Source organism: Streptomyces sp. NPDC048172, assembly GCF_043202595.1.
In the GTDB taxonomy this organism is placed as follows: Bacteria; Actinomycetota; Actinomycetes; order Streptomycetales; family Streptomycetaceae; genus Streptomyces.
On sequence record NZ_JBIDAT010000006.1, the window covers coordinates 564,439 to 579,280 of the forward strand.

The window sequence follows — 14,842 nt, forward strand, 5'->3', positions numbered from 1 at the left end:
GGAGGAGCGGAGGCGGGTGCGGCATGGCGAAAGAGGTCCGTGATCTGCCCGTCGTCGCCGCCGGTGCGGTGGACACGCCGTTCGGGATCGTGGGGTACGAGGAGGTCGTCGCGTGCGACACGACCTGGGGCGAGCACTCGCACGCGTTCCATGAGCTGCTCTGGAACGAGCGCGGGGCCTCGACCGCCGTGGTCGGGGCGCGGGTGTGGACGATCACGCCGTCGCTGGGGCTGTGGATGCCCGCGGGCACGCTGCACTCCGCCTCGGCGGTGGCGGGGACGTGGCTGCGGGCGGGGTTCTTCGGGTTCCACACGACGCCGTTCCTCTCGGACGTGCCGGTGACCGTCGAGATCACCCCGCTGCTGCGGCTGCTGCTCGAACGGCTCGGTGAGCCGGAGCTGTCGCCCGCCTCCCGGACGACGACCGAGGCGATGGTCCTGGACGCGCTCGAACCGTCGCCCCGCGAACTGCTCGTCCAGGCGCCCACCTCGGCGTTCCTCCGGCCGATAGCCGAGGCGCTCCGCGAGCACCCGGGCGATCAGCGCACCCTCGCGGACTGGGCGGCGGAGCTGGGCGTGAGCACCCGTACGGTCACCCGGGCCTTCAACGCGGAGACCGGCACCAGCTTCGCGCGCTGGGTCGCGTCCGTCCGGGCCCAGCACGCCGTGGCGCTGCTCACGCGCGGCTGGGACGTGGAGGCCGTCGCGGAGCAGGTGGGGTACCGGTCCGCGAGCGCCTTCGGCGCGGCATTCCGCCGGACGACCGGGCTGACGCCGGGCACGTTCCGCACCTCCTGAAAGAGCCCTGGGACCGCCCGGCAGCCCCCGTACGGCGGGGTCGGTGTCCCATTCGCTACATCCGCTGTCTCATAAGGCCGATTGCGACACGGCCACCCCTCTCCTTAGGATGGCAAGGCAAGCCTTACCTAAGTGCTTGTGCAGTGTGGTGCGCACTCCACGGCGGCATTCCCGGGACCCAGACGTGCGAGGACCGGCACCTCCCGCCCCCGGACAAGTGGAGTTACGAGTTTCATGCGTTCACATCGCCTCAGGTCGCGCCGTCTCCGGCTGTGCGCGGCGACCGCCGCTCTCCTCACGCTCGCGGCGTGCGGCAGTACGTCCGCCGACGACAAGGACGAGGACGGCGGCAAGGGATCGGGAAGTTCTTCGGGGGGCTTCCCGATCACGATCGAGCACGCGCTCGGCAAGACGACCATCGAGAAGAAGCCGCAGCGCGTCGCCACGGTGAACTGGGCCAACCAGGAGGTGCCGCTCGCCCTCGGCGTCGTCCCCGTCGGCATGGCGTCCGCCGACTTCGGAGACGATGACGGCGACGGCGTCCTGCCCTGGGTCGAGAAGCGGCTCGGCCAGCTCGACGCGAAGACCCCCAAGCTCTTCGACGAGACCGACGGCATCGACTTCGAGGCCGTCGCCGACACCAAGCCCGACGTCATCCTGGCCGCCTACTCCGGGCTGACGAAGAAGGACTACGACACGCTCAGCGAGATAGCCCCCGTGGTCGCCTATCCGGACGCCCCCTGGTCGACCCCCTGGCGCGACGTGATCCGGATGAACAGCAAGGCCATCGGCCTGGAGGAGAAGGGCGACAAGCTGGTCGACAAGCTCGACGGCGAGATCAAGCGGACGGTCGCCAAGTACCCCCAGCTCAAGGGCAAGTCGGCGATGTTCATGACGCACGTCGACGCCGGAGACGTCAGCAAGGTCGGCTACTACACGGCCCACGACACCCGGGTCCAGTTCCTCAACGACCTCGGGCTGAAGACGCCGGGCAGCATCGCGAAGGCGTCCAAGGGCACGAAGAAGTTCGCGCTGACGCAGAGCGCCGAGAAGATCGACGCGTTCGACGACGTGGACATCGTCACCGGCTACGGGGACAAGAAGGGCAAGCTCCTCAAGACGCTCCGCAAGGACCCGCTGCTCTCGAAGATGCCCGCCATCGAGCGCGACTCGGCGTTCCTCCTCCCCGGCAACACCACCCCCCTGGCCACCGCCGCCAACCCCACCCCGCTCTCCCTCTCGTGGGTCCTCGACGACTACGTCAAGGGCCTCGCGAAGGCCGCGGACAAGGTCAAGTGACGCCGTCCCGCACCCGCGAACGGACACCGGACGCCGCACCGGACGCCGCCCCGCCCCCGGACGCCGCCGCACCGTCGCGGCGTCCGGTGCGGGAACGGGCGCGGGCCAGGGTGCTGTGGCTGGCCGCCGCGCTCGTGGTGCTCGGCGTCCTCGCGCTGGCCTCGCTCGCGTTCGGGGCCCGGGACGTGCCCTGGGGGGACGTGTGGGCCGCGCTCGGCGGGGCCGACTCCTCCCTCGGGGAGGCGGCGGCGAGCAAGCGGATCCCGCGTACGGTCCTCGCGGTGCTCATCGGCGCGGCGCTCGGCCTGGCGGGGGCCGTGATGCAGGGGGTCACCCGCAATCCGCTCGCCGACCCGGGCATCCTCGGGGTCAACATGGGGGCCTCGCTCGCGGTCGTCACGGCCGTCGCGTACTTCGGGCTCACCTCCCCCGCCGGCTACATCTGGACGGCGATGACGGGCGCCGCGCTCGCGGCGGGGTTCGTCTACGCGGTCGGCAGCCTCGGCCGCGGCGGCGCCACCCCGCTGAAGCTCGCGCTCGCGGGCGCCGCCATCTCCGCCGCGTTCGCCTCGCTCGTGACCGCCGTGGTGCTGCCCCGCAACGACATCGCGGGCGGCTTCCGGCTCTGGCAGATCGGCGGGGTGGGCGGGGCCTCCTTCGAACGTACGGGGCAGGTCGCGCCGTTCCTCGCCGTGGGCTTCGTGCTCTGCCTGCTCTCGGCGCGGGGGCTGAACTCGCTCGCCCTCGGCGACGAGGTCGCCGCCGGGATCGGCGAACGCGTCGCCGTGGTGCGGGGCGTCGCCGCGCTGGGCGCGGTGGTGCTGTGCGGCGCGGCGACGGCGGTGGCCGGTCCGATCGGCTTCGTCGGCCTCGTCGTCCCGCACACCTGCCGCCTGCTGATCGGCGTGGACCACCGGTGGCTGCTGCCGTTCGCCGCGCTGCTGGGCGCCTCGCTGCTCACGGCCGCCGACGTGGTCGGCCGGGTGGTGGCCCGCCCGGCGGAGGTCGACGTGGGCATCGTCACCGCGCTGCTCGGCGCCCCCTTCTTCATCTGGATCGTCCGCAAGCAGAAAGTTCGTGCCCTGTGACTGCCACTCATCCGCCGTCCTCCGTCCGGGACGTGGCCCGCGGCCGTGTCCGGCGGGCGCTGCGGCGGCGTACGGTCGCGACCGTGCTGGCCCTGCTGGTGGCCGTCACGTTCGTCGCGTACCTGATGGTCGGCGACACCTACTATCCGTTCGGCGACGTGATCCGCGTGGTCTTCGGCGAGCAGGTCCCGGGGGCCTCGTTCACCGTCGGACGGCTGCGGCTGCCGCGCGCGGTGCTCGCCGTCGTGGCGGGCTTCAGCTTCGGCCTGGCCGGGGCGACCTTCCAGACGATGCTGCGCAACCCGCTCGCCAGCCCGGACGTCATCGGCATCAGTTCGGGCGCGAGCGCCGCCGCGGCCCTCGCGATCGTCACGCTCTCGCTGGACGAGACGCAGGTGTCCGTCCTCGCGGTCGTCGCCGCGCTCGCGGTGGCCCTGCTCGTGTACGTCCTCGCGTTCCGGGACGGCGTGGTCGGCACCCGCCTCATCCTGATCGGCATCGGGATCTCCGCGATGCTCGACAGCGTCATCTCCTACGTCCTCTCGCAGGCCGCCGAGTGGGACCTCCAGGAGGCCTCGCGCTGGCTCACCGGCAGCCTCAACAACGCCGCCTGGACCGAGACGGTGCCCGTGCTCGTCGCGCTGGCCGTGCTCGGCCCGGTGCTGCTGAGCCGGGCGCGCCACCTGTCCGCGATGCAGCTGGGCGACGACACGGCCGCCGCCCTCGGCGTACGTACCGAACGCACCCGGATCACGGTCATCGTCGCCGCCGTCGGGCTGATCGCCTTCGCCACGGCGGCGGCCGGGCCGATCGCGTTCGTCGCGTTCCTCTCCGGGCCCATCGCGGCCCGGCTCGTCGGACCCGGCGGCTCGGTGCTGATGCCCGCGGGGCTGGTCGGCGCCCTGCTCGTCCTCGTCGCCGACCTCACCGGCCAGAACGCCTTCGGCACCCGCCTGCCCGTCGGCGTCGTCACGGGCGTGCTCGGCGCCCCCTACCTCGTCCATCTGATCGTCCGCAGCAACAGGACGGGAGGGTCCCTGTGACCACGCACCACACTCTCGCCGCCGAGGGGCTCAGCCTCGGGTACGGCGACCGCACCGTCATCGACGCGCTCGACCTGGAGGTCCCGCCCGGCCGGGTCACCGCGATCGTCGGCGCCAACGCCTGCGGCAAGTCGACGCTGCTGCGCTCGATGTCCCGCCTCCTGGCCCCCCGTACGGGCCGCGTCGTCCTGGACGGCAAGGAGGTGCACCGGATGCCCGCGCGCCAGCTCGCCCGTACGCTCGGGCTGCTGCCGCAGTCGCCCGTGGCCCCCGAGGGAATCGTCGTCGGCGACCTGGTCGGCAGGGGCCGCCACCCGCACCAGGGGATGTTCTCCCGCTGGAGCGCGGAGGACGACGCGGCCGTCGCGGCGGCCCTGGACGCGACGGCCACGAGCGCGCTCGCCGACCGCTGCGTGGACGAGCTCTCCGGGGGCCAGCGGCAGCGGGTCTGGATCGCGATGGCCCTCGCCCAGCACACGGACATCCTGCTGCTGGACGAGCCCACCACCTTCCTGGACGCCAGCCACCAGGTCGAGGTCCTCGACCTCCTGACCGACCTCAACCAGGCGCGGGGCACGACCATCGTCATGGTCCTGCACGACCTCAACCTCGCAGCGCGGTACGCGGACCACATCCTCGCCCTCGCGGACGGCACGCTGCACGCCGCCGGTCCCCCGGCGGACGTACTGACCGAGGACACGGTCCGTACGGTCTTCGGGCTCGACAGCCGCATCATCGAGGACCCCGTCTCGGGCCGCCCGCTCATGCTGCCGATCGGCCGCCACCACGTACGGCTGCCGCGCGAGGCCTCGCCCGGGACGGCAGTCGAAGAGGCGGCCGACGCCGAGGTCCGTACGTGACCCCCCAACAGCCCCTCCCCCCGAAGGAGTTCCCCGTGTCCCGCACCTCCCCGGACGGTTACGTCCCGCTGCGCTCCCGGAGCGAGCTGCGCGAGGTGCTGGGCGAGCCGCACCCGATCGTGATCGACAAGGTGCACGACCGGCTCACCGAGGACGACCTCGCCCTCCTCGCCCGTTCGCCGTTCTGCCTGCTCGCCACCTCCGACGCGCGGGGCGCCTGCGACGTCTCCCCGCGCGGCGGCGTCCCCGGCTTCACGCACGTCGTGGACGCGGGCACGCTGGCCCTGCCCGACCACCCCGGCAACCGGCGCGGCGACAGCCTGCACAACATCCTCGACAACCCGCACGCCGGGCTCCTCCACCTCGTCCCCGGCAGCCGCGACGTCCTGCGGATCAACGGCCGGGCCCGGATCCTCACCGACGCCCCCTTCTTCGACGCCATGGCCGAGAAGGGACGCCGCCCGCAACTCGCCCTCCTCCTCGACATCGAGGAGATCTACCGCCACTGCGCCCAGTCCCTGCACCGCTCCCGCCTGTGGGCCCCGGAGGCGTACGGCCACGCCGACGGCGTCCCACCAGGTGCCACGCCCGAGGACGTACCCGCAGCTCAACGGGGGTGACGTCCCACAATGTCCCCCACCGGCGGCATCCCGTGGACCCCGGGACGGGCGGCCCCGGCCGAGCAGTGCCGCACGTGGACGTACAAGTACGACATCGAGAACAAGGTCAGCAACATCACGGCCAGCAAGCTCCGGCTCGGCGTCACGGAGTGCTGGGACGCGAAGGGGCTGACTCTGCGCTCCAAGACGGAGATGGACTTCAGGGACACCACCGCGGGCGACTTCCTGTGGGGCGTCGAGGGCAAGGAGGGCAAGCTCGTCTACGACATGGCGCAGCCGCACTTCTTCGCGCTGCGCCAGACGGCGGACTTCAAGTCCTGCCTCGCCACGGACCAGTCGCCCGTGTGCTTCCACAGCACGGTCAAGTTCGAGGTCCACATGCAGCCCAACAAGCCGATCCTCATTCCGCAGGCCGAGATCTACCTGGGCGACGGGGGCGACGAACAGCCCGCCGACTGGGACCTCGTCTACAAGGGAGTGGAGTGACGGGAGGAGTGACGGGGGTGGAGTGACGGGAGGGAAGTGACCCGGCGGCTCCCGGCTCCGGCCTCATCGGTGACGAGGCCGGAGCCGACCCGTACACGGGTCCGTGCGCGGATCCGTGTACGGACCCGTGTACGGGCGTACGAGGCGGTGACCCCGGGGAAATTCACTCGTTTGGCCGAGCGACGAAGGCGACGGCCGTCGGCGGTCGACAGCCGGGATCCGCCTCGGGAAGGCCAGTTGCCCATGCCCGCTCCCCCGCGCCAGCCCCGGACCACCAGCAGGCGTCTCGCCCCCGACCAGGCCGAATCGGCGCTCGTCGGGCACTACGCCCGCTGGGTCCGGCTGGCCTATCTCGTCCTCCCCGCCGACCTCGGCAAGCACCGCCGCGTACTGATCGCGCACGGCCTCGTGCAGCGCGCGCTGCCCCGCGTGCGCTCCCCGAAGCCCGCGGCGCGCGTCCCCGCCCAGCGGAGTCCGGCCGCGGCGGCGGCCGGGACCGCCGTGCTGCGCGAACGCGTGGTGCGCGCCGTGCTGGCCCACGAGGAGCCGCGCGGCTGGCCCGAACGCCTGCTGTCCCCGGGGGCGTTCCGGCCCCTGCTGCCCCGCGTCTGGGGGCTGCGGCTCTTCCCCCACCCGGGCGGGCCGGACGAGGCAGCGCTCGACCGGGCGCTCACCGGGGTCCCCGCGCCCGCGCGGGCGGCGTTCGTACTGCGCCGTCTCGAAGGGATGGACGACAAGGAGACCCTGGCGCTGCTGGCCGCCGCCGGAGCGACGGACCCGGCCACCGCACTGTCCGCCTCGTACGCCCTGGAAGAGGCGGCGCCCACCGAGGCCACCGCCTCCTCCGACGGGCACGAACACCCCTGGGCCGCCGGCGCGTTCGACGCCTGCTCCCTCCGCACGCGCCCCACCGACCTGCGGCGCCGCCGCCGTCGCTTCCGCCTCGCGCTGCTCCTCGGCGCGGCGGCCACGGCGGGGGCGGTGGTCCTGGGCGTGACCGGCCCCGGGGGCTCCGACCCGTCCCCGACCCTCCGGGGGGTGGTGGCGGCGCCGGACGAGCTGGCGCGCACGCCGCGCGACGCGTGGGCCGACACCGCCCGGGTGGACTTCACCGCGTGGCCCGCGCGGGGCGCGCGTACCGGCGACAAGGACCTGCTGACGCGCGCGCTCGCGGCGTGGGAGGACCCGCCGCGCGACGTACGCGTCACCGCCGCCGACGGCACCGGGACGGACCCGGTGCGCGCGGGCGTACGCCTGCTGTACGCCGGGGACGTGGGGCAGCGGGCGGTGGTGCTGCTGCACGCCCCCGAGCGGCTGATCCGCTACAGCGAGCCGCGCTCCCCGGGCGGTGCCCGGACGCTCGGCTTCACGCGCGTCGACGACGCGGACGTGACGACCGCCGCCGCCGTGGCCATGGGGCGCGAGGACGGCCGGGTGTGGTATCTGACGGCGCCGTGGATCGCGGAGGCGCGGACCCGCGACCTGCTGCGCCCGGACACGCCCGCCCGCCCCCTGACGAGGACGCGCGAAGGCCTCACGTCCCCCGTCCCCACCCCCGCCGCCCGTTCCGGCGGGGCGTGCGACACCTGGCCCGCGCTCCAACTGCGCTCCTCCGCCCGCATCGTGGAGAAGCACGCCTTCCTCGTGACCGACCTGGGCGGCGCCGCGCCCGCGCACCTCTCCTACACCCCGCTGCCCGGCGAGGGCGCCCCGCCCCGCCAGCCGCGCGAGGCCACGGGCCCCGAGGCGCTGCGCGCCTGGGCCCGTACGGCCTGCGGCCTGCCGGAGTTGCACGCGCAGGACGTACGGGCGGTCAACGTCTGGGACTTCGCCGAGCAGCGCCTCCCCGAGAACGGCGGCGACGCGGTGTGGTCCTGCACCCGCGCCACCACCTGGCGGGGGCCCGGCGAGATCCAGGTCCGGCTCCGGCAGCCGGTCGGGAACACACGGCTCGTGGCCGGCGACCGGTCGACGGCCGCCTGCGGCCGATTCGGCCAGCACCTCGTCGCGGGCACCGTATGGAAGAGCGGATCCGGCCACCGCTACGTCCTGGCCGCCGGAAGCCGCGACGTCACCGACCTCGCCCTGCGCGGCGGCCCGGAGACGACAACCCACGGCCGGACCCTCCACAAGCGCCTCCGCACCACCGACGCCCACCCCCACCTCACCGGCGAACTCCGCGACACGAACACCCGAGCCACGCTGTGCGTCTCCTGGACCCGACACTGCCGGTGACGGTGGAGGCGTTAGCGTCGGGGCGAGAGGACCTGGACGAGGGGAGGAGGGCCGGATGACGCGGACGGCCTTCGACGAGTCCGAGCGCCGGACGTGGGCAGGACGCGCCGACGCCTACGCGAACAGCTTCGCCAAGCTCTGCGCGTACCCGGTCCCGCTGCTCCTGGACGCGGCAGGTGTACGGGCCGGAGTACGGGACCCGGCGCGGGTCCTGGACGTGGGCACGGGCACCGGGACCGCCGCCGCTGCCGCGTACGGGCGCGGAGCGAGGGTGACGGCGGTGGACGCGGCACCGGACATGGTCGCGCGAACAGCACGTGAGGTGCCGGGAGTCGAGGCTCATGTCGCCGCGCTGCCCCACCTCCCGTTCCCCGACGCGGCGTTCGACGCCGTGATCGGCAATTTCGTGCTCAACCATGTGGGGCGGCCCCGGGAGGCCGTGCGGGAGCTGCGCCGGGTGCTGCGTCCCGGCGGGCGCGCCGCGGTCACGGTGTGGGCGGCGCCCCCGGCCGCCGGACAGGCACTGCTCGGCAGGGCCGTCCAGGCGGCGGGCGTGAGCCGCCCCGCCCATCTCCCGGCCCTCGCCCCCGAGGAGGACTTTCCGCGCACCGAGCAGGGCCTCGTGGCGCTGCTGGCCGAGGCGGGGCTGACGGACGTCGTCGGCGAGACCCTGGCCTGGGACCACCGGACGACCCGCGAGGAGTGGTGGAGCGGTCCGGCCGCCGGAGTCGCGACGGTCGGGCAGGTGGTGACGGGGCAGTCCCCCGCGGTCGTCGCGGAGATCAAGGAGCGTTTCGCTTCCCTCGCTGAGGAGTTCGCCGACGGCGACAACGACCCCGACGGCGTGCTGGTGCTGCCTCACAAGGCCCTGCTCGCGCGTGGCCTGTGCCGGGCGGGGTGACGGCCCGTACGGCACAGGCGGAGGGCCTGGAACGGGTCGTTCAGGGATGCAGGGTGGGGCGGTAGATCAGTTCCTGGGTGCGGCCGTCGAGCGTTCGGGTCTCGATCAGTTCGAGGTCGAAGTCGGCCCCGCCTGCGAAGAGCGGGTCGGCGCCGGTGCGGCCGGTGATCACCGGGAAGAGCGTCACCTGGACGAAGTCGACGAGACCGGCGGCCATCAGTGCCCGGTTCATCGACAGGCTGCCGTGCGAGCGCAGCGGCACGTCGGACTTCTCCTTGAGCAGGGCGACGACGTCGACGGCGTCGCCGCTCGCCACGGTCGCGTCCGGCCAGTCGAGCGGCTCCTCCAGGGTGCTCGACACGACCGTCGCGGGGAGGTTCCTCATCCGGGTGACCCAGGGGTCGCGCACGTCGGAGTCCTCGGTGCTCTCGGCGAGCATCTGTGCGAAGTCCCGGTACGTGGTGGCCCCGAAGATCATCCGCTGCTCCGCCTCGTACAGGGAGAGGCGGTGGTCGAGGAGCTCGGGGCCCTGCTTGCCCCAGTAGCCCGTCCAGTCCCCGCCTGCGGTGCCGTAGCCGTCGAGGCTGGAGAAGACGTCGAACGTATAGGTCGCGGTCATGATGCCGTCCTCGTCGTTGAGTGCGGTCGGTTCCCTCTCGGTGGTACGGACCGCCGGGCCCGGCCGGACTCATCGGCGGTGGATCACTCTCGTGGGCCGACCGTGAGCACGATCTTGCCCTGGATGTGCCCCCGGGCGGCCCGCTCGTGCGCGGCGCGCGCCTCCGGCAAGCGGCTCCTCACCCGCGCGCAGGACGAGGGCGTGGCGCGCGGGGACATCGACGCCACCGACCTGTTCGCGCTGGCCGGGGCCCTCGCGTGGCTCGGCGACCAGCCCGCGCTCGCACCCCGCGTGGACCGTCTCTTCGGCGTCGTCACGGACGCGGTCCTCACGGCCCCTGCCGCCCGCCCGCAGGCCTCGCAGGCCCCCGTTCCAGCGCGCGGCGCAGCCGGGCCAGGCCCCTGCGGGCGTGGCTCTTGACGGTGCCCAGCGGGACCCCCGTCGACGTGGCGATCTGCGCCTGCGTCAGGTCCGCGTAGAAGGCGAGGGAGAGCACGGTGCGCTGGGGGTCGGGCAGTTCGGCCAGCGCCTGCCGCAGCACGACCCGGTCGGTGAGTTCCTCCGCCTCCTGGCGGGGTGCGCACGCCGGGCCCGCACAGCGCGCCACGGCGTGCGCCACCCGGGCGCGTCGCGCCCTGGCCTCCAACGCGTCGGCGGTCTTCTTCCGGGTGATCCCGGCGATCCACGCCCCGAGCGGCCCGCGCTCGGGGCGGTAGCCCGCCCGCCCCCGCCAGAGCGCGAGGAAGACCTGCTGGGCGACGTCCTCGGCCTCGCCGGTGTCACCCAGCGCGCGGAGCGCCCGCGCGTGCACCGTGCTCCGCCAGCGGCGATGCACGGCCTCCAGCGCCTCCATGGCCTCCGGCGCTCCGGCGGCCAGCGCCGCGCCCAGCTCCTCCTCCGTACGGAGCCCCGCACGGGTGCGGACGGGGCGGGTCGGACAGGGTGGCGACGGCTCGTCCGTCATGGCGACTCCTAGTGCAGAGGGGGAGTCAGCCGAATCTGCTCGCGGCCCGACTACGCGGCCAACACGCGTCGTTGGTGCGTCGTATCGTGAGCCCGTGACCGACGACGGACGGGGCGCCGAAGCCCCGTACACCGACACGGGCGTGGGTCTCGCCACGGGCGCCGTCGCGCGCCTCATGGGCGTCGCGCCCACCACCCTCCGCTCCTGGGACCAGCGTTACGGCATCGGCCCCGCCCACCGGGAGGGCCACCGGCACCGCCGCTGGGGACCCGCCGACATCGCCGTGCTCGAGGAGATGTGCCGCCTCACCTCCGGGGGCGTCCCGCCCGCCGAGGCCGCCCGCGCCGCCCGCTCGGGCGCCCACTCGGGCGCCCGCCCCGACATCCGGCTCGATGCGCGTCCCGCCCTTCCCGGCCGTACGGACGTTCCCGGCTCCCCCGGGCGGCAGGAGTGCCGTGGTCTGGCGCGCGCCTCCAAGCGGCTGGACGCGCCGACCCTCGACGAGCTGCTGGCCTCCACCCTGGCCACGCGCGGTCTGCACTCCGCGTGGGACGCCGTGATGATGCCCGCGCTACGGGCCGTGGGCCGCAAGTGGCAGACGTACGGGGAGCGTTACGTGGAGGTCGAGCACCTCCTCTCCTGGCACATCTCCTCCGCCCTCCGCCGCGTGCCCCTGCGCCGGGCCGAGCGGCACGCGCCGCCGGTCGTGCTCGCCGGGGTGCCGGGCGAGCTGCACACCCTGCCCCTCGAAGCGCTCGCCGCCGGGCTGGGGCAGCGCGCGGTGCCGGTGCTGATGTTCGGCGGCGCGGTGCCCGTGGAGGCGCTGATGGACGCGGTACGGCGCGCGGGCCCGGCGGCCGTGCTGCTGTGGTCGCAGTCCCGCGCCACGGTCAACCAGCCGCTCGCCCGGCAGGTGAGCTCCCTCGTGTGGGGCGTGCGCGGCGCACGCGGCCGCGCGCTGGTGGTGACGGCCGGTCCCGGCTGGGCCGGACGGCGGGTGAGCGGCACGGCCTCCCCCAAGAGCCTCGGCGAGGCGCTCACGGTGCTGCAGGACGCGGCGGGCGAGGCCCGGCGCGCACCCTGACGCGCCGGGCGGCCCGCCAGCCCGCCCCTCCGCTCTCCCGACCGGGCGCTCTCCGACCCTCCGCTCTCCCGACCCCCGCTCTCCCGACCGGCCGTCATCGGCCCCGGCTCGCCCTGAAGCGGCTCAGTCCGTCGGCCAGTTCGACGACCGGTGCGGGGTAGTCGATACGGGCACGGTCCAGGCCCGCGAGCCTCCAGGGCTCGTGCACGGCGGGCCCGGCCAGCTCGGCGAGTTCGGGGACCCAGCGGCGTACGTAGGCGCCGTCCGGGTCGTGGCGCCTGGCCTGCCGTACCGGGTTGAGCACCCGGTGGGGTCTCGTGTCGGTCCCGGTGCCCGCCATCCACTGCCAGTTGAGCTGGTTGTTGGCCACGTCCCCGTCCACGAGCAGGTCCAGGAAGTGCCGGGCGCCGATCCGCCAGTCCACGAAGAGGGTCTTGGTGAGGAAGCTCGCGGTCAGCAGCCGGGCGCGGTTGTGCATCCAGCCCTCGTGACGGAGCTGGCGCATCGCGGCGTCGACCAGCGGGTAGCCGGTGCGGCCCGCGCGCCACGCCGCGATGTCCTCGGCGGCGTTCACCTCGGTGCGCCAGGGGTCGTGCCGCCCCCGGTAGTCGCGTACGGCCGCTGCCGGGCGGGCGGCCAGCACCTGGTGGTGGAAGTCGCGCCAGCACAGCTGCCGTACGAACGCCTCGGCGCCGACCCCGCCCGTCGCGCGCGCCCGGTGCACGCATTCGACCGGCGAGAGCGTGCCGAAGTGGAGGTGCGGGGAGAGCCGTGAGGTCGCGTCGCCCGCGAGGTCGTCGTGCCGCTCCTCGTAACGCTCGATCCCGTCCTTCAGCCAGGCGTCGAGCCGCTCCCGGCCCTCCGCCTCGCCGCCCGCCGCCAGCCCCGGGGAGACCGCGCCCGAACGGTCCCTGGACGGCAGCGGATCGGAGCGCGTCCCCCTCGGTACGGGCACATGGGGCGGGGCGGGGAGGGCCAGCCGGGGGGCGACGCGTGCCCAGTTGCGGTGGTAGGCGGTGAAGACGGCGAAGTGGTCGGAGCCGGAGGGGGCGATCGCCCCGGGCGGGACCACGGTCACGACGTCGTACACCCGCAGGGAGCGGCCGTCCCGGAGCAGCGCGTCGTGCAGCCTCCGCTCGCGGGTCTGCGCGTAACGGCTGACGCCCGCCGACACATGCACGGCGACGGCCTCGGCCTCCCTGGCGACGGCGAGGACCTGGGCGACCACGTCCCCGGCGCGGACGACGAGGCGGCCGCCGCGGGCGCGGAGTTCCGCGTCGAGGGAGTGGAGGCAGTCCGCGAGGAACGCGCGCCGGTTGGGCACCGCGAAGCCCGCGGCGGCCACCCCCGTGTCGTGCACGAACAGGGGCACCACCCGGTGTCCGGCGCGCAGCGCGGCGGACAACGGCGGATGGTCGTGCACCCGCAGGTCGGAGGTGAACAGGACGACGACGGTGGACATGAGCGCTCCCGGGCTGCCTGGAACCGTGTGCTGCCCTGTCCTTCGGCCGTCGGCCGCCCTCCGGATGCACTTCGGTCAGGGGTGCGGCAGACCGGCGGCGAACTGGTACACGCTTTCGACGGTCGCCTCGTACAGCTCCGGAAGGGCCGTCTGGAACATCAGCTCGCCCGCATGGCATGTGCCGTCCACCGTCCGTACGGTGGCCTCGACGCCCGCCTCGACGAGACTGCGGTGGTAGGCGAGTCCTTCGTCGCGCAGCAGGTCGAGCTCGTTGACGGAGAGGGCGTGGGGCGGCAGTCCGGACAGATCCTCGGCGGTCGCGTGGTAGGGCCAGCAGAGCGGATCCGTGGCGTGCTTGGCGCCGGGGTCGTAGACCTCGACCTGGATCGCGGAGGCGTCGCACTCTATGAAGTACCCGTCGTTCTCGACGAGCGAGGGCAGCGCCGCTTCGCGCTCCGCGACGCTCGCACCGTAGAGACCGGAGATGTACGGGGCCAGCGCGTAGACACCGTCGACGGCCGCGAGCCTGCCCTCGCGTCCGGCGCGGAGCGCTGTGGCCAGCGCGAGGTTGCCCCCTCCCGACTCGCCCGCGACGGTGAGGGTGGAGACGCCCAGCGTCGCGCGGTGCCCGTGCACCCAGTCGAGCGCCGCCGCGCAGTCGTCGAGACCGGCCGGGAACGGGTGCGGACCGAGCGCGCCGCCACCGTTGCGGAACTCGACGCCGATGACGACGAGTCCCTTGGCGGCCAGTCCGTCATGGAACCGTGCGTAGACGGGGCCCGAGCCCTTCAGCATCACCATGCCGCCGCCGTGCAGGTACAGGATCCCGGGCAAGGGGGCGGAGGAGCCCGCGGGCCGCGTCACGTACAACTGGATGTCGTTGCCGACCGGGCCGCGGATGGTCTCGGTGGTGTGGTCGAGCCCGGCTGTCGGCTCCAGGCCGTCGACGAGTGAGGCGAGGAGTCCCTCGATGCCCGCCTCCGCCGCCGCGACGAATTCGAGCAGCTGCTCCCGGGGAGCGCCGGGGCCGAGGGGGGCGGGCGCGGTGTTGTCGCCGAGACCCACGGGGATCAGCGCGTCGACGAGCCGGGGATCGGTCCGGGGGTCGGTGCCCAGGCTCAGGGCGGGGTCGCCCAGGCGTCCGGGCCGTTCGATCGCTCCCGTGGATTCCGGATTCACTGTTCCACCAATCTGTCGCGGTCGAGGCACGGTCAAGGCGCGGTCGAGCGGGGCCTCCATGGCAATCTTCGCGAACGTCGGCCGGTCGGTGAAGTCATGCGCAGAGAGCGCTGCCCGACGACGCGAGGGAGCGGGTGGCTCCGCTGCCGCCACCCGCTCCCGCTCCTCCCGCTCCTCCCGCTCCTCCCGCTCCTCTCGCTCCTCC

15 protein-coding genes are annotated in these 14,842 nt (G+C 74.1%); 11 read left to right on the forward strand and 4 right to left on the reverse strand.

Translation table 11 applies throughout. From position 1 onward, the window contains the following. Nucleotides 1–23: 23 nt before the first annotated feature. The 9 genes from ACGF3A_RS28290 (at nt 24) to ACGF3A_RS28330 (ending at nt 9,329) form a co-directional block, all read left to right on the forward strand. Nucleotides 24–797, forward strand: a complete 774-nt coding sequence (locus ACGF3A_RS28290; protein ID WP_393733163.1) for a helix-turn-helix domain-containing protein — start codon at nt 24–26, stop codon at nt 795–797. Nucleotides 798–1,031: 234 nt separating this feature from the next. Beyond that, a complete protein-coding gene (locus ACGF3A_RS28295) occupies nt 1,032–2,096 on the forward strand; it encodes an iron-siderophore ABC transporter substrate-binding protein (RefSeq protein ID WP_393733164.1) in 1,065 nt (354 codons plus the stop codon). Next, a complete protein-coding gene (locus ACGF3A_RS28300; protein WP_393733165.1) occupies nt 2,093–3,184 on the forward strand; it encodes a FecCD family ABC transporter permease in 1,092 nt (363 codons plus the stop codon). Before ACGF3A_RS28295 ends, ACGF3A_RS28300 begins: the two co-directional genes overlap by 4 nt. Continuing rightward, nucleotides 3,181–4,227 carry a FecCD family ABC transporter permease gene (locus ACGF3A_RS28305; RefSeq protein ID WP_393733166.1) on the forward strand — a complete coding sequence of 349 codons (1,047 nt, stop codon included), beginning with the start codon at nt 3,181–3,183 and terminating at the stop codon, nt 4,225–4,227. The genes ACGF3A_RS28300 and ACGF3A_RS28305 overlap by 4 nt, the downstream gene beginning before the upstream one ends. Beyond that, on the forward strand, nt 4,224–5,087 hold the full coding sequence (locus tag ACGF3A_RS28310) for an ABC transporter ATP-binding protein (RefSeq protein WP_393733167.1): 864 nt from the start codon (nt 4,224–4,226) through the stop codon (nt 5,085–5,087). The genes ACGF3A_RS28305 and ACGF3A_RS28310 overlap by 4 nt, the downstream gene beginning before the upstream one ends. Continuing rightward, entirely contained in the window at nt 5,084–5,707 is a 624-nt protein-coding gene (locus tag ACGF3A_RS28315) for an MSMEG_1061 family FMN-dependent PPOX-type flavoprotein (protein WP_393733168.1), read from the forward strand. The genes ACGF3A_RS28310 and ACGF3A_RS28315 overlap by 4 nt, the downstream gene beginning before the upstream one ends. A 9-nt stretch (nt 5,708–5,716) precedes the next feature. After that, nucleotides 5,717–6,193, forward strand: coding sequence for a hypothetical protein (locus ACGF3A_RS28320; protein ID WP_393733169.1), 477 nt, complete (start codon nt 5,717–5,719; stop codon nt 6,191–6,193). 243 nt (nt 6,194–6,436) lie between these two features. After that, nucleotides 6,437–8,428 (forward strand): hypothetical protein, encoded by a 1,992-nt coding sequence (locus ACGF3A_RS28325; RefSeq protein WP_393733170.1) that lies wholly within the window; start codon nt 6,437–6,439, stop codon nt 8,426–8,428. 55 nt (nt 8,429–8,483) lie between these two features. Continuing rightward, nucleotides 8,484–9,329, forward strand: coding sequence for a class I SAM-dependent methyltransferase (locus tag ACGF3A_RS28330; RefSeq protein ID WP_393733171.1), 846 nt, complete (start codon nt 8,484–8,486; stop codon nt 9,327–9,329). A 40-nt stretch (nt 9,330–9,369) separates the two neighbouring features. On the opposite strand, the gene ACGF3A_RS28335 is transcribed toward ACGF3A_RS28330, so the two are convergent. Next, nucleotides 9,370–9,948, reverse strand: a complete 579-nt coding sequence (locus ACGF3A_RS28335) for a dihydrofolate reductase family protein (RefSeq protein ID WP_393733172.1) — start codon at nt 9,946–9,948, stop codon at nt 9,370–9,372. A 123-nt stretch (nt 9,949–10,071) separates the two neighbouring features. On the opposite strand from ACGF3A_RS28335, the gene ACGF3A_RS28340 reads away from it, so the two are divergent. Further along, complete coding sequence (locus ACGF3A_RS28340) at nt 10,072–10,368, forward strand: hypothetical protein (RefSeq protein WP_393733398.1); 297 nt, start codon at nt 10,072–10,074, stop codon at nt 10,366–10,368. Here ACGF3A_RS28340 and ACGF3A_RS28345 read toward each other — a convergent pair. Beyond that, on the reverse strand, nt 10,277–10,912 hold the full coding sequence (locus ACGF3A_RS28345) for an RNA polymerase sigma factor (RefSeq protein ID WP_393733173.1): 636 nt from the start codon (nt 10,910–10,912) through the stop codon (nt 10,277–10,279). The two genes, ACGF3A_RS28340 and ACGF3A_RS28345, sit on opposite strands and share 92 nt — an antisense overlap. 94 nt (nt 10,913–11,006) lie before the next feature. On the opposite strand from ACGF3A_RS28345, the gene ACGF3A_RS28350 reads away from it, so the two are divergent. Further along, nucleotides 11,007–11,996, forward strand: coding sequence for a MerR family transcriptional regulator (locus ACGF3A_RS28350; protein WP_393733174.1), 990 nt, complete (start codon nt 11,007–11,009; stop codon nt 11,994–11,996). 94 nt (nt 11,997–12,090) lie between these two features. Here the strand turns inward: ACGF3A_RS28350 and ACGF3A_RS28355 are convergent, their stop codons facing one another. Together ACGF3A_RS28355 and ACGF3A_RS28360 are read right to left on the reverse strand one after the other, a co-directional pair. After that, on the reverse strand, nt 12,091–13,458 hold the full coding sequence (locus ACGF3A_RS28355; RefSeq protein ID WP_393733175.1) for a cryptochrome/photolyase family protein: 1,368 nt from the start codon (nt 13,456–13,458) through the stop codon (nt 12,091–12,093). Between the two features lie 75 nt (nt 13,459–13,533). After that, a complete protein-coding gene (locus ACGF3A_RS28360; RefSeq protein WP_393733176.1) occupies nt 13,534–14,637 on the reverse strand; it encodes an alpha/beta hydrolase fold domain-containing protein in 1,104 nt (367 codons plus the stop codon). Nucleotides 14,638–14,842: the final 205 nt, after the last annotated feature.

Coding starts and splice junctions, on each gene's coding strand:
- ACGF3A_RS28290 (WP_393733163.1), top strand. CDS start 24: ATGGCGAAAGAGGTCCGTGATCTGCCCGTCGTCGCCGCCGGTGCGGTG.
- ACGF3A_RS28295 (WP_393733164.1), top strand. CDS start 1,032: ATGCGTTCACATCGCCTCAGGTCGCGCCGTCTCCGGCTGTGCGCGGCG.
- ACGF3A_RS28320 (WP_393733169.1), top strand. CDS start 5,717: ATGTCCCCCACCGGCGGCATCCCGTGGACCCCGGGACGGGCGGCCCCG.
- ACGF3A_RS28325 (WP_393733170.1), top strand. CDS start 6,437: ATGCCCGCTCCCCCGCGCCAGCCCCGGACCACCAGCAGGCGTCTCGCC.
- ACGF3A_RS28330 (WP_393733171.1), top strand. CDS start 8,484: ATGACGCGGACGGCCTTCGACGAGTCCGAGCGCCGGACGTGGGCAGGA.
- ACGF3A_RS28335 (WP_393733172.1), bottom strand. CDS start 9,948: ATGACCGCGACCTATACGTTCGACGTCTTCTCCAGCCTCGACGGCTAC.
- ACGF3A_RS28340 (WP_393733398.1), top strand. CDS start 10,072: ATGTGCCCCCGGGCGGCCCGCTCGTGCGCGGCGCGCGCCTCCGGCAAG.
- ACGF3A_RS28345 (WP_393733173.1), bottom strand. CDS start 10,912: ATGACGGACGAGCCGTCGCCACCCTGTCCGACCCGCCCCGTCCGCACC.
- ACGF3A_RS28355 (WP_393733175.1), bottom strand. CDS start 13,458: ATGTCCACCGTCGTCGTCCTGTTCACCTCCGACCTGCGGGTGCACGAC.